The 13,869-nt window shown below is 49.1% G+C and carries 13 protein-coding genes; 12 read left to right on the top strand and 1 reads right to left on the bottom strand.

Features of this window, described 5'->3' with window-relative positions:
- Positions 1–164: 164 nt before the first annotated feature.
- A complete protein-coding gene (locus SCACP_RS19305; protein WP_425059113.1) occupies positions 165–1,211 on the bottom strand; it encodes an HD-GYP domain-containing protein in 1,047 nt (348 codons plus the stop codon).
- Positions 1,212–1,409: 198 nt separating this feature from the next.
- On the opposite strand from SCACP_RS19305, the gene SCACP_RS19300 reads away from it, so the two are divergent.
- From SCACP_RS19300 to rlmH, 12 genes are all read left to right on the top strand, one after another.
- Complete coding sequence (locus tag SCACP_RS19300; protein WP_425059112.1) at positions 1,410–3,806, top strand: MASE3 domain-containing protein; 2,397 nt, start codon at positions 1,410–1,412, stop codon at positions 3,804–3,806.
- 155 nt (positions 3,807–3,961) lie between these two features.
- On the top strand, positions 3,962–4,198 hold the full coding sequence (locus tag SCACP_RS19295; RefSeq protein WP_425059111.1) for a ferritin-like domain-containing protein: 237 nt from the start codon (positions 3,962–3,964) through the stop codon (positions 4,196–4,198).
- A gap of 6 nt (positions 4,199–4,204) precedes the next feature.
- On the top strand, positions 4,205–4,531 hold the full coding sequence (locus SCACP_RS19290; protein ID WP_425059110.1) for a spore coat protein: 327 nt from the start codon (positions 4,205–4,207) through the stop codon (positions 4,529–4,531).
- A gap of 155 nt (positions 4,532–4,686) precedes the next feature.
- On the top strand, positions 4,687–5,118 hold the full coding sequence (locus SCACP_RS19285) for a Fur family transcriptional regulator (protein ID WP_425059109.1): 432 nt from the start codon (positions 4,687–4,689) through the stop codon (positions 5,116–5,118).
- A gap of 21 nt (positions 5,119–5,139) precedes the next feature.
- On the top strand, positions 5,140–5,805 hold the full coding sequence (deoC, locus tag SCACP_RS19280; RefSeq protein WP_425061453.1) for a deoxyribose-phosphate aldolase: 666 nt from the start codon (positions 5,140–5,142) through the stop codon (positions 5,803–5,805).
- Positions 5,806–5,959: 154 nt separating this feature from the next.
- Positions 5,960–6,841 carry a peptidase MA family metallohydrolase gene (locus SCACP_RS19275; RefSeq protein WP_425059108.1) on the top strand — a complete coding sequence of 294 codons (882 nt, stop codon included), beginning with the start codon at positions 5,960–5,962 and terminating at the stop codon, positions 6,839–6,841.
- Positions 6,842–6,940: 99 nt separating this feature from the next.
- A complete protein-coding gene (locus SCACP_RS19270; protein ID WP_425059107.1) occupies positions 6,941–8,176 on the top strand; it encodes a hydrogenase small subunit in 1,236 nt (411 codons plus the stop codon).
- A gap of 3 nt (positions 8,177–8,179) precedes the next feature.
- Complete coding sequence (locus tag SCACP_RS19265) at positions 8,180–9,556, top strand: nickel-dependent hydrogenase large subunit (RefSeq protein ID WP_425059106.1); 1,377 nt, start codon at positions 8,180–8,182, stop codon at positions 9,554–9,556.
- A 240-nt stretch (positions 9,557–9,796) separates the two neighbouring features.
- Entirely contained in the window at positions 9,797–11,146 is a 1,350-nt protein-coding gene (locus SCACP_RS19260) for a phosphomannomutase/phosphoglucomutase (protein WP_425059105.1), read from the top strand.
- 78 nt (positions 11,147–11,224) lie between these two features.
- Complete coding sequence (locus SCACP_RS19255) at positions 11,225–12,010, top strand: MBL fold metallo-hydrolase (protein ID WP_425059104.1); 786 nt, start codon at positions 11,225–11,227, stop codon at positions 12,008–12,010.
- A gap of 12 nt (positions 12,011–12,022) precedes the next feature.
- Entirely contained in the window at positions 12,023–13,141 is a 1,119-nt protein-coding gene (locus SCACP_RS19250) for a S1C family serine protease (protein ID WP_425059103.1), read from the top strand.
- Between the two features lie 4 nt (positions 13,142–13,145).
- Positions 13,146–13,625 (top strand): 23S rRNA (pseudouridine(1915)-N(3))-methyltransferase RlmH, encoded by a 480-nt coding sequence (gene rlmH / locus SCACP_RS19245; protein ID WP_425059102.1) that lies wholly within the window; start codon positions 13,146–13,148, stop codon positions 13,623–13,625.
- Positions 13,626–13,869 lie beyond the last annotated feature (244 nt).

Below are 13,869 nucleotides of genomic sequence, written 5' to 3'. Positions count from 1 at the left end.
TATTCGTTTATATTATACCAGTTTGAACTGTCTGGACAATATTCTTACGGCACGATCACCGATAATTGCGAGTGAATAAGATAGCTACGCTCTCCGTAATGACTGGCCGGGATTTGTCAATCATTGCGAAGAGCGTAGCGACAATGCGATTTTGATATGAAGGTTTATTCGGCAACTACATCGACAATGGTGATATTGGGTTGGAACGCTAAATCAATAATATCGTCAGTAACGGCAAGACCGCTTGCGCCAGTTTTCCACCCGGCAATCTGCACGGTGGGGGTGGTGGTGAAGCGGGTTTTATTTTTTATGACATAGGCGATTTTGTTATTATTAAGCTTGACTAAGCTGCCTACCGGATACAGCGGTGTGGTTTGGAAGAACGCCCGTAACAGATACATGTCGAATTGGGTGTTTCCGCCTGCCAGCATATCATCAAGGATATTCTGGCGCTTAGCGCCTGTTTTGCTGGCGGCAGTCATGGCGTTGTCAAAATAATTAGCAATAGCCACCAGCCGGGAGAGAGGGTGAATTTTCTTGCCGGACAGCCCTGAAGGGTAGCCTTGACCATCGTAATGTTCATGATGTTCAGCCGCAATACGGGCGGCAATGGAACTGATTTTATTCTTTAGCAGCAACTGTTGTCCGTAGACGGTGTGCAACCGGCTATGGTCGGTGCCCGGACCGTCGATAGTAGGCACAATTGATTTACCCAAATCATGAAAAAGCGCTCCCAGCGCCAAATCCATCAGAACAGGGCGCGGCAGCTTGATATAGAGTCCGGTGATAACCGAGAGCAGGCAAACGTTAACGGCGTGGCCTACCTCATCTTCGCTTGGTTGGCGCACCTGAATGTTGATAATCTGCGGCAAGTTTTCTCCCGTTTCATCAATAGCTTTGCCAACGACGGCCTGAATTTGTTTTAAATACATCGTTCGTAGCCGGGGATTTAATATATCATGACTTTTGATATTAAATAAGGATCGGAAACAATGAGTCAGTTCTTCTCTGAGACCAGGGGAAACGACAGTATTTTTTTTTAGCTCAGATGCATATGCGTCGTAGATAGGGATGTTACTTAATCCCAGCTGCTTTAGGCGTGTTATGTAATATTCCGTAAGGGCAATGCCTTGTTGTAAGAGCAAATTACCCTTGGCATCAACAATATCCTTTGCCAGTACCATGCCGGCTTTTATCTCGCTGATAAGCATAAGGAAAGCCCATCTCCTCTAATCTTTCTACCATTATTATACATAATATTAAGTCGGAAAAGGAATGTATTCTAGTCCTAGTTATCTAGGACTTCGGTCCCATATGCGCTGAAAAGCACACCACCGCTTGTCCAGGCATATTATGTTAGTAGCAGATATTTTACCAGATGCTATTAGGTCTGGAATGGGAGGGGGACTATGTCACTGCTTGTAAACACACTTAAAGCAAATGTTAAACTAGCGGCGCTTACGTCAGTACTATTTGGAGTATTAGGGTTGCTTTCCTGGATACCGGGAGTTTTCTATATAGTTTACCCTAATGATATTTACCTGGTACTACACACCATTATTGAAGTAACCTGCCTGGCCCTAGGGTTAAGTATTTTTACCGTAGTATGGTACGGTTGGCCCCAGACTAATAATAGCCGCGACTTAGTGATTGCCATGGTGTTCCTGGCGGTTGGCCTGCTGGATTTTGCCCATATGTTGTCCTATAAAGGCATGCCGGATTTTATCACTGCCAATAATGAAAATAAAGCGTCCACTTACTGGGTTATCAGCCGCCTGTTATCCAGCGCCGGGCTGCTATTAGCCATATATATCCCCCGGCGCAGTAAAAATCCGGTTTTTCACAGGATATACCTTTTAACCATTACCTGTGTTATTGCAGCTGCGCTCATAGTAGCCGTAATACTGTTTGAAAATGCGTTAATCCCGATGTTTGTGACCGGATCAGGCCCCACTGCCGAGAAGTTGGCCATTGAATATACTGCTATGCTGCTAAACGTTTTAGCTATTTATATGTACGGTCGCCGCAACCCATCCCAACAGTCGGTATTCTTCCTGCGGGTCAGTCTGGTATTCAGTTTAGGCGCCGGTATGGCATTTATCTTAGATTCACATGCACACGACAGTTTTAACCTAATTGGTCACATTTACAAAGTAATTTCCTATTATTATATTTTACAGTCGCTTTTGCAGACATCTGTTTTGCGTCCGTATATGCGCATTGCCCGCCTGAACCGGGCTCTCAGGAGCATGGTTACAAAAAATGTCAGCCTATACAAAGAAACCAAAGACAGTGAACGCATATTGCGGCAGGCTTTTATTCAACTTGGCGCTACCTTGGCTTCCAAGCATGACCTTGAAGCCATGCTGCAGCAGGTAGTTTCAGCTACGGCTACAGTCTTTCAGTGTGATCATGTTTATTTGGCGCTAGCCGAAGATAATATGCTAAAAATTGTTGCTTATATGAGCAGTTTCAAGCCGCAAGAAAAAAATCATCCTGACAATAGTTTTATGGGTAAGGTGTTTACCGATAAAAAATCGGTAGTTATCGGTGACATTACTAATTACCCTGAGCGGATGGTAGATGGCTTATATCAGGCTGGGTTAAAATCAATGGTCGGCGCGCCAATCAGACATAATGGCGATGTTATCGGCGTACTTGAAATTTTCTCGCGCAATGAAAAGCAATTTACGCAACATGACGCCCAGTTTTTAAGTGTATTTTCTCATCATGCCGGTGAAGCAATTAAAAATGCCCGGGCTTACGAGACAACGGTGGAAAGCTTTGCTGAAATCAGCTTGCTTTATGATATTGTCAAGGATTTGGCAGTCCAGCAGTCGCCGGCTGCCATTATGACTCGAGTGGCTGAAAAACTGTATAATTTGTTTTCGGCCGACGGCGTTGTGGCCTTTATCATGCACCATAGGGATGACGGCATTCATACCGAGCCGGTATTTGTCTACGGCTTTGAGCAAAAGGAGATCAATCACCTGCAGCGAGTGTTTTCTGACGGCAAAATGGCCTGGCCCTGGAGCGGCCTAAGCGCCATGGAAGGCAGCGCCGCCGAGGAAACGGGGCGTGGCCTGATCACCATGTCGGTGCTTATGTCAAGACGTCTTAATATTTTGCCGCTCTTAGCCAGTGGTATTTTGCAGGGACTTATCGTGCTCGGCTGGAACGATCCTTTACAGGAAATTCCACCTGGCAAGGAATTGATATTGAGTACAATTGCCCGTCAGACAGCCATTGGTCTTGAACGTGCTTACTTGTGTGACCACTTCCAGGCTATGGCGCTTACTGATCCTTTGACTCGTCTGGCCAACCGCCGGCAGTTTGAGATCTGTCTGGACCGCGAAATCAGCCGTACGTTAAATTACCATCGTCCGCTAAGCCTGATTATGCTTGATATTGACTTTTTCAAAAAAGTTAATGATACTTGGGGTCATTTGGCCGGTGACGGAATTTTGCAACAAATGGGAACTATGCTCAAAGAGCGTTTTCGTTCTACCGATATAAGCGCTCGCTACGGCGGCGAAGAATTTGCCGTAATTTTACCTGAGACCGACTTAGCGGGAGCGGCTGCCCTGGCTGAAGCATTCCGGCAGTCTGTTGCGACCGCCAAATTTGAAGCAGACGGCAAGGTGATTACTGTTACAATAAGTCTGGGAGTGGCTACTTTCGAGAGTCATATTAAATGGGGAAATCCCAAGACCGAGCTTGTCGACGCGGCTGACCAGGCGTTATACCGGGCTAAACAACAAGGGCGTAATCGTGTCGAGTGTTATCAGCAGTCACCGATAAAGTGAATTTCCCTAGAGAAGTTTTAAACGCCCTTTGGGGCTTTAGTTGAACTTATCCGGAAACTTAGCGCCGCTTCCCGCAGCTTAAAGAAGCGGGAGTATTAGCGGCGCTAACTATTCCGGGCAAATGCTTCAATTGTAGAATAGCTTATACAGGTCTGGTGCATGCTATTGTTGAAAAACCGAAAGGGGGGATACCGGTGTTATCATCAAAAGAACTGATGCACTTGGAAGACTTCCTGGGTATGGAACAAAGCTGCGCCAAGGCCATGAATTACTTTGCCAGCAATGTACAGGATTCCCAGGCTAAGCAACTTTTCCAACAGCTCGGCCAAAAGAGCCGACAACATTTTCAAACAATGAGCAAACATCTAAATGCAGGTCAAAATTTACAATAATTTGAGGTGAAAGTTGTGGCACAAATGGGGCAACAATCCGGGCAAACTACGAAGACCGGTACGGCCGGACAAGACATGAGTCTGTCTGACCGCGATCTCTTGCAGTTAGCTCTTAATGAAACCAAGCATACGGCAGTGGCTGTCAACACTTATGCCCTTGAGGCTTCCGGCGACGCTCTTCGCCGCGATTACCTGACTATTTTGGGTGATCTTCACAGCCAGGAAAAACAAATTTTTGACCTCATGCAGCAAAAAGGCTATTACGATGTCAAAAATGCCAGTCCCCAAGAGATCTCGCAAGCTAGGTCCAAGTTCAGCAACCAGGCTCAATAGCAAAAAAGTAAGTCCCGCTGGCAGCGGGGCTTACTTTTTTGCTATTGCTTCTTAAAAATCCCTTGACAGTACTCACTAGGCAAGTTAAAATTAAACAAGAATTATCCAATAACTATTTTCCGCTGGTAATATGTACTAAGGGTAGGGGATGTTTAGTGGAATTTTGCGTTACCTCATTGTTGCGAGATAAGGGGTTTAAGGTCACCCCGCAGCGACTTGCCATTTATAATGCTTTGGCTGCCACCAAAGCCCATCCCAGTGCCGAAATGATTTATAATGAACTTCAGCCAATTTATCCGACAATGAGCTTGGCGACAGTGTATAAAACTATTGAAATTTTAAAAGAACTAGACTTGGTGCAGGTACTTAATGTCGGTGAAGATAGTTTCCGTTACGATGCCGATACTACCAATCATCCCCATGTCCGCTGCATGTGCTGTGGCCGTGTCGATGACTTGCATGGTGTTGATGCTGCTGATTTTGTCGGCAAGGTGGCAGCTCAGACCGATTATACCATTACAGGTCAGCAGTTTTATTTCTATGGTACCTGCCCTGAATGTCAGAGAAAAGCTTCAACGCCAAGCTAGGAGGTGACAGGTATGGCTGTGATGAATTTGGCAAGCTATATTGACCATACTCTTCTCAAACCGGAAGCATCGGTTGAGGATATTATCCGGTTGTGCGAGGAAGCTGCGCGGTATAAATTTGCCGCCGTATGCGTAAATCCAATATATGTTGATTTGGCTGCCCATCATTTAGCCGGGACAGGAGTAAAAACAGCCACCGTCATTGGCTTTCCGCTGGGCGCGACGTTTACAGCCGCTAAGGTGCTTGAGGCGCGGGAAGTGGTACTGCGCAAGGCGAGTGAACTGGACATGGTGATTAATATTAGCGCTGCCAAGGCCGGCTTGTGGGATATCGTGGAATACGACATTAGGCAGGTTATTGAGGCGGCAGACGGTGCGGCAGTAAAAGTTATTATTGAGACCTGTTTATTGAATGATGAAGAAAAACGCCGTGCGTGCGAGGCAGTTCTCGCGGCCGGGGCGCAGTTTGTTAAGACCTCGACAGGCTTTAGCCGGGGTGGAGCCACTGTGGAAGATGTTACATTATTTAAACAGGTGGCAGGAGATAAAATCGGCATTAAGGCTGCGGGCGGGATTCGTACCCGTGCGCAGGCACTGGAGTTAATCACGGCCGGTGCTACCCGGTTGGGAACCAGTGCCGGTGTGACCATAATGAACGGGGATATACCGGCGGCCGGGACTTATTGATTTATAGGCATTAAAGTTACATAATTATAGTGTATCAAAATTACAACAGCGCAACATTGCGCTGTTTTTATATTTACATAAAAATCCTGTAGTCATAAATGTGTACGCATGATATAATGTCCTCTGCTTGCTCGTATGAAAGGAGGGGCAGTCAATGCGTAATATTCTACAAATGATTCCTGGCGGCGCACCGGTGGTTGTAGGTCTGGCTTTGGCCGGTCTGCTGTTAAGCGTGGTGCCCTGCCGGCCGCAAATGTGGCTGTACCCGCTGGTGCGGCAGGCAGTGCAGATGAAAGTCAATTACCAGACCAGAGACATGTTGGCTAAAACAACGCCGCATTTTATTATTAGATATACGGAAAAAGATGCCGATACCATCGACATGGTGGCGCAGGCAGCTGAAGCTGCGTATCAACCGGTGACTGCCGCGCTTAACTATGCGCCAGGCGGTAAAACTCTGATTTTGGTTTACCCTGACCGTCAAGCTATGAAACAAGCTTATGGCTGGGCAGGGGACGCCGGTGCTATGGGTTTTTACTGGGGCGGGATTATTCAAATTTTGTCGCCTAAAGCCTGGATGAAGGATAGTCAATCGGTTGCCGAATTTATGGTAAACGGCCCGATTGTCCATGAATATACCCACTTGGTGCTTGACTATATGACCAGAGGTAATTACACGCGCTGGTTTACCGAAGGTCTGGCGCAATATGTTGAATACCGGGTTAATGGTTACGAATGGGTGACAGCCGATAACGGTTTAGGTGGCAAACTGTATACCATGGCCGAACTTGACGGCAATTTTGACGGGTTGCCTAACCAGGCACTGGCTTACCGTCAGTCGCTGGCGTTAGTCCGCTATATTGACGAAGTCCATGGCGATGCCAAGCTTAACCAAGTACTGGGTTCCCTTAAGGCCGGCGTGAAAGTGGACAAAGCCATTGAAAAGGCTCTGGGCATGGATTACGGCACCTATGAGTCGTTGGTTAACGCCTGGGCTAAAGGGAATATGAAGCAGTATGTGCGGGCTGCTAACTAGAAAAGGGACGTGCCGCTAGGTCCGTCTCTTTTCTATTATTAAATAAAAAAACCAAATTTGGGAAAATTAACGATGACTAATGCCCAAGGGGGGATGTTAATGCTTACGCGGCGGGAATTTCTTAAACTTTGCATGTCGGCGGTGTTGACCACCAGTTTGACTGACCAACTTGCGCCGATAATGCGCCAGGCATTTGCCGAAAGTAAGCTGACCAAACCGCCCGTAATCTGGCTCGAACTTGGTTCTTGCACCGGTAACTCGATTTCTTTGGATAATGCTGTTAACCCTAATTTGAATCAAGTACTTGCCGATATGCTGGATATGCGCTATAATTGGCTGCTTAACGCGGCTCAGGGGCAACAGGCCGTGCAGGCGTTAGTGGATACAGTGGAAAAAGAAGCCGGTAACTTCTGGCTGGTCGTTGAGGGTTCGGTTATGACGGCCGACAACGGCCGGTACAACAATATATTTATGCGCGACAATCAAATGGTTACCGGGCTGGCTGCTGTACGAGAATTTGCCCCGAAAGCCAAATATATTGTTGCCGTCGGCACTTGCGCCTGCTTCGGCGGGCCTTCGGCCGCCTATCCCAACCAGGGCGGCGCCAAAGGAGTGTGGGAGGTGATTAAACAGCCGGTAATTAATGTGCCAGGCTGTCCGATCAATCCCGATTGGGTAACCGGAACATTTAGCCATCTTATTATGTACGGTATACCTGAGCTTGACGGTTATAACCGGCCCAAAATGTTTTTCGGGCAGACCATCCATGACTTATGTCAGCGCCGCCAGCAATTTGAAGACGGCATTTTCGCATCCTTTCCCGGTGAGAGCGGGTGCTTGTTTAAGGTAGGTTGCAAAGGTCCGGTTACTCATGCCGACTGCCCCAAACGGCAGTGGAATCACTATGTCAACTGGCCGGTTAAAGCGGGGGCGCCCTGTATCGGTTGCGCCAATCCCGGATTTCCTGACAGTTCTATGCCGTTTTATAACCACCTGCCCGACCTCCAGACTCCCCTGGGAGCGCTTAATGTCAAGAAATTTGGCCTGGCAGCCGCCGGGCTGGGGGCAGCCGCAGTCGGCGCCCATTTGGTCACAGGTGTTGTCGCCAAGCGGGTGGGCAAAAACTGGCTTGATGGCACCGTTCCCAAGGAGTCTGAACCGCCCGAGAATTTAGAACAGCTTAAGCAGGAACTTGACGACCTGATCCGTCAGCAGAATGCGCTCATTAGTGAGAGCAAAACTTTGGCGCGGGTTAAGGCTAAACGTAAGTTGCCCAAAACTTTTCGCCAGAAAGTCGTTGATTTTTTCCGGCCGGGGCAAAAACACAGGAGGTAGTACATGGCTGTCCAAACAATTTTTCCGGTAACGCGCATTCATGAGCCGCTCCGGGTCGATGTCGAAGTTCAAAATGGCAAGATCGTTGATGCCTGGCTGGGGGCCCATTTATTCCGGGGGATGGAGAATATGCTCCAGGGCCGGGACCCGCGCGATGCGGCGTTATTTACCCAGCGCATCTGCGGCATTTGTTCTTCGGCCCATGCCATAGCTGCCAGCATGGCTCAGCAGCAGGCTTTCGGCGTTGTGCCGACACCTGCCGGTCAACTTCTAACCAACTTAATATTTGCGGCTGATATTATTCAGAATAATCTCCGGCATTTCTATGTTTTGGTATTATATGATTATGTGAAAGGGCCGGATATGCCGCCGTATACCCCGCGTCCCCAGGCTGATTTCCGCTTGCCGCCCAAGGTTAATGACGAATTGCTCCGGCACGCTCAAGAAGCGGCGCTCAAGGCCGTACGGGCCCATGAGGCCATGGCCGTATTTGGGGCCAAGGCCCCTCTTCAACAGAGTATTATACCAACAGGCATCACCGAGCGGGCTTCGGTCGAACGGCTTATGGCCTACAGCGCCATTCTTCAGGAAGTCACCGATTGGGTGGAAAAATATTTTATCAACGATGTTATGACGATCGGTGAGTATTATCAAGACTATTACCATATCGGCGCCGGCTACGGCAACTTTTTTTCAGTCGGTATGTTTCCTTCGCCGGTAACCGGGGAACGTGCGTTTAAACCCGGCCTGGTTGTAAATAAGGGTCAGGTAGAGCCTCTTGACGTCAATTACTTTGTCGAAGAAATCCGCTACAGTTGGTACAAGGACGATGCCGGGCGCCGCCCGCCCGCCCAGGGTGTTACTAACCCTGACGCCGATAAACCTGAGGCATATTCCTGGGTTAAAGCGCCCCGGTACCGGGAAATGCCGCTGGAGTGCGGGCCGCTGGCCCGGGGTTTCATTAACGGCGATTACCGGCGCGGTGTCTCGGTAATGGACAGACTGGTGGCCAGGGCGCAGGAAACACTGAAAATATGCAAATTAGCGCAAGGTTTTCTCAATGAAATAGTACCCAACTCTCCCAGTTATCAGCCTTACACGCCACCCGACGCCGGTTCGGGCGTCGGGCTGACTGATGCGATGCGGGGTGTGCTTGGGCATTGGATGGAGTACAAGCGGAATAAAGTAACCCATTATCAGGTATTAACACCGACAACTTGGAATTTTTCGCCGCGCGACAGCCGCGGTATACGCGGGCCGGTCGAACAGGCGCTTATCGGTACGCCGGTGGCTGAGGGCGCCGGTCTGGTTGAAGCCGGACGAGTCGTACGTTCATTTGATCCGTGTTTTACCTGTGCCGTGCATATGCTGGAAAAATAGTCAATACTTGCCTGCTTTGTTAAAGCCGCGCTTAATTCCCGGCATACCTGGCTCCCAGCCGGCAGGCACGCCTTCACCGGTAGCTTCTCCGTACCGGGTGCCTTCAAGCATGCGTACAATTTCCCGGACATTACGGTCGGATAAGGTGAGTTAGTTGAAGCTGATTTGCCGACGTGATACAATATGGACAGGAAGGACTTGGCGCAAGCCAAGTCTTTCGTATATACGAAAGGAGAAAATATGAATATTTTTCAAGCTTGTGATATACGCGGCGTAGCAGGTAAAGACCTTACCGATATTATGGCCAGGCGAATTTCTTTAGCCGTCGGCGTTAAACTTTCCGGACAAAAAGTAGTGGTAGGCGGCGATATTAGGCTGTCAACTCCCCGTCTGCAGCGCATTATGCTGGACGGACTGGCTGAATCCGGGTGTCAGGTCATTGACATCGGGACAGTGGCTACTCCGGTGTTTTACTATGCGCTTAAAGTCACTGGGGCAGCAGGCGGTGTAATGGTTACCGCCTCGCATAATCCGGCTCGGTATAACGGTTTCAAGTTAGTACTGGGTTTGAGTCCTGTCACCGAGGCGGATATCGCCCAGATCGGCCGCATGGTCGAGCAGAACGCCAGGACTCATGGCGATGGTTTTGTGACATGCCGGCCCCTGGTCGCCGATTACATAGAATATACGGCAAGCAAAGCCCGGCCAGGCAATTTGAAGGTAGTTGTCGACGCCGGCAACGGCGCTACGGCGACGATCGCGCCCAAACTATTTAAACGGCTGGGGTATGAAGTAATTGAACTCAACTGCACGCCAGACGGCCGGTTTCCCCACCGGCCGCCGAATCCTGCGTTGGCCGAAAACCTTGTTGCTCTTGGCGAGGTTGTTCGTGCCAACGGCGCGGCCCTGGGGGTAGGCTTTGACGGTGATGGTGACCGGGCGGGTTTTGTTGATGAAAGCGGCCGTCCGCTGGATAATGATGATATAATGGTACTACTGGCCCGCCACTACCTGGCCCAACAGCCAGGCACTGTTGTATATGATGCTAAATGTTCGATGGTTGTACCTGAGGAAATAGCCAAAGCCGGGGGACGGGCAGTCATGGCCCGTGCCGGCCATACGTTTAGCAAGGCTGCTTTTATGGGAGAAAATGCTTTGTTTGCCGGCGAAATAAGCGGTCATTTCTTTTTCCGTGAGTTAGGTTATGACGACGGCATGTTTTCAGCCCTCAAAGTTTGTGAGCTGGTAGCCGGCCGGGGGAGTCTGGCGGCACAAGTTGATGCTATTCCCAACTATTTACTTACTCCGGATATCAGAGTTCCCTACTCAGGTACGGATAAAGACAAAGTGCTGGCCGGAGTGGCTGACAGGCTGGCCGGTTACCGCCCTAATCTCATTGACGGTGTACGGATTGAGTTTGCCGACGGTTGGGGTATGATTCGCGCCTCGGTGACTGAGCCGTTGTTTACTTTGCGTTTTGAAGCCAAATCACCGGTGCGCCTTAAAGAAATTACCGCCATTTTGCTGGCTGCTTTGCCTTCAGGCATTAGCACAGATGTTATCGCTAAATTGCCCCCGGAATGTTTATAGCAAATTAAAAGGATTTACCGCCATTTGGTCGAATAATTACTTGTTAAAAATCGGCTATTTATTTAAAAGAGGGTAGTTATGCAAATTCATGTTTTGGCCAGTGGCAGTACCGGAAATGCTATATTCGTTGATATGGATGACACTAAAATATTGATTGACGCCGGCATCAGCGCCCGGCGTATCAAGCAATCGCTGGATGCAATTGGCGCTAAGATCGAAGATATTGACGGGGTGCTTGTTACCCACGAGCATCGTGATCATGTCAATGGTCTGCCGACACTCTTAAAAAAATACCGCCTGCCGGCCTACGCCTGTCCTGATACCTGGCAGGCTATGTATTGCCGGGCAGAGCTGCCTGATGACTGTTGCCTTAGTCTTGCCGACAGCCTAGATATTGGCAAAATAAAAGTGGAGCCGTTTAGCATATCTCATGATGCTGCCGACCCCGTGGGGTTCAGATTATACGCAGGCGGCAACAAGGTCAGCATTGCCACTGATCTCGGTTTTGTCACACCCACAGTAAAAGGTGCCTTGGCCTTGTCTGACGTTTTAGTTTTGGAATCCAACCATGATATCGACATGCTCAAAAACGGCAAATATCCTTGGCCTTTGAAGAAACGGATCATGAGCAACCGGGGTCATCTTGCCAACACTGATGCCGGTTGGACGCTGGCCAGGCTGGCCCGCAAGGCGCATACTCATGTTTTTCTTGCTCATTTAAGCCGGGAAAACAACCGCCCTGAGCTGGCAGAAACCACGGTAGCCGATATTTTAACAAATCAAGGGTGTAAATTGGGGCAGGATATTACTTTACATCTTACTTATCCTGAACAGATTTCCGGACTTTCCCGAAACACTAAATAAGGAGGCGATAGCATGAACTGGTTTAAAAGGTTAACCCCCTACATTGCCGTATCTTTGATCAGCATGATTATCAGCGTTAGCTTAGTGGTAGGCTGTGGCAGCAATATTGCTGACAAAGCAAAAAGACCGGATGCCGCCGGCTCGCCCTTTAAAGGTCTGCAGCCGCCGACTGCCCAGGCCCAGGTGTCAGAGGCCCGCAACACGCCCATTGTCAGGGCGGCTCAAGCGGTTGGCCCGGCTGTTGTCGGCATTACTAACAAAGCTTTTGCCCGCGATATTTTTAACCGCAAAGTGCTTGTGGAACAAGGAACAGGGTCAGGTGTTATCTTCGATGCCCAAGGCTACATAGCCACAAACTATCATGTGGTGGAGAACGCGCAAGAAATTGCCGTTTCCCTGGCTGACGGCCGCACGCTGGATGGCAAAGTCATTGGCGTTGACCCGGCTACCGACTTAGCGGTTGTTAAAATTGACGCTAAAGATTTGCCGGTAGCCATACTGGGTGATTCCGATTCGCTCATGGTGGGAGAGCCGGCCATCGCCATTGGCAATCCGCTTGGTCTTGAATTTAAGGGCAGTGTGACGGCTGGCGTAATTAGCGCCCTTAACCGTTCCATCGATATTGGTGAACGCCGTTTCAAGCTAATCCAGACCGATGCCGCCATTAACCCCGGTAATTCCGGCGGTGCGCTCGTTAATGCCGATGGGGTGGTAGTCGGTATCAACAGCGCCAAAATCTCTTTGACCGGTGTCGAAGGTATTGGTTTTGCCATACCCATTAATAGTGCCCGCCCCATTCTCCAATCGATTATCGATAAAGGGCGGGTAATCAGGGCCTACCTGGGCGTAGGTGCGTTGGACAAGAACTCGGCCGCTAAATACGGTTATGAGCTTAACCTGGAAAAAGGTGTTTATGTAGCTAAGTTGTCGCCAAGCGGCCCGGCTGCCAAAGCTGGAATTCGCGAGGGCGATGTAATACTTAAAGTTGCCGGCGCTGAAACCAACAGTGTTGCCGACCTTAGGGCAGTCCTTGACAGCCAGCAGGTAGGCAGTAGTGTTGAGGTAGTCATCCAAAGAAACGGCAAGAACCAGACAATTAGTGTTTTGCTGGAAGAAATGCCAGGCCAGTAATGTTATGAAGATAACCATTGTTGCTGTAGGGAAAATAAAAGAAAAGTACCTAACCGCCGGTATCCAAGAATTCACCAAGCGTTTAACTCCGTACTGCCGGCTGGATATAACCGAACTGGCTGAAGAACGCATGCCTGACAACCCGTCGCCAGCCGAAAAATTACAAGCGCTCACCCGTGAGGGTGAGCGCATTTTAAAAGCTGTCCGTCCGAACAGTTACCTAATAGTCCTCGACGTTGCCGGCCAAACCCTGTCATCCGAACAACTTGCCGCCAAGTTTGACAGTTTGGCATTAACAGGACAAAGCGATGTCACTTTTGCTATCGGTGGCGCATTCGGCCTGTCTAGGGAAGTTTTAGCGGCGGCCAAAGAGCGACTGTCTTTTTCAAAGATGACATTCACGCATCAGATGATACGCCTGTTGCTCGTCGAACAGGTGTATCGGGCGTTTAAGATTAGCCGGGGAGAACCGTATCACTGGTAACGGCGAAAAATGGCCTCAACCTTTGCGGAAATGTAGGGGTTGAGGTTTGTTTTTTGTATGTTCCTATAGAAGATGAGGGAGTGGCGCCCTGATTGCCCTGAATTTTGTGAAGAGATTTTCAAGAGATATGTTAGATTAGTGCCCTCATAGCCTTCTAAAAATAAGTGAAAATAAGTGGAGTTTTCTTGAACATATGAGTGTGGAAATATAAAATACAGCTATATGGAAGAGTGACTATATAATT

It is taken from the genome of Sporomusaceae bacterium ACPt, assembly GCA_041428575.1.
Taxonomy (GTDB): domain Bacteria; phylum Bacillota; class Negativicutes; order Sporomusales; family Sporomusaceae; genus Sporomusa_D; species Sporomusa_D carbonis.
This window is presented reverse-complemented; position numbering and strand designations above follow the sequence as displayed.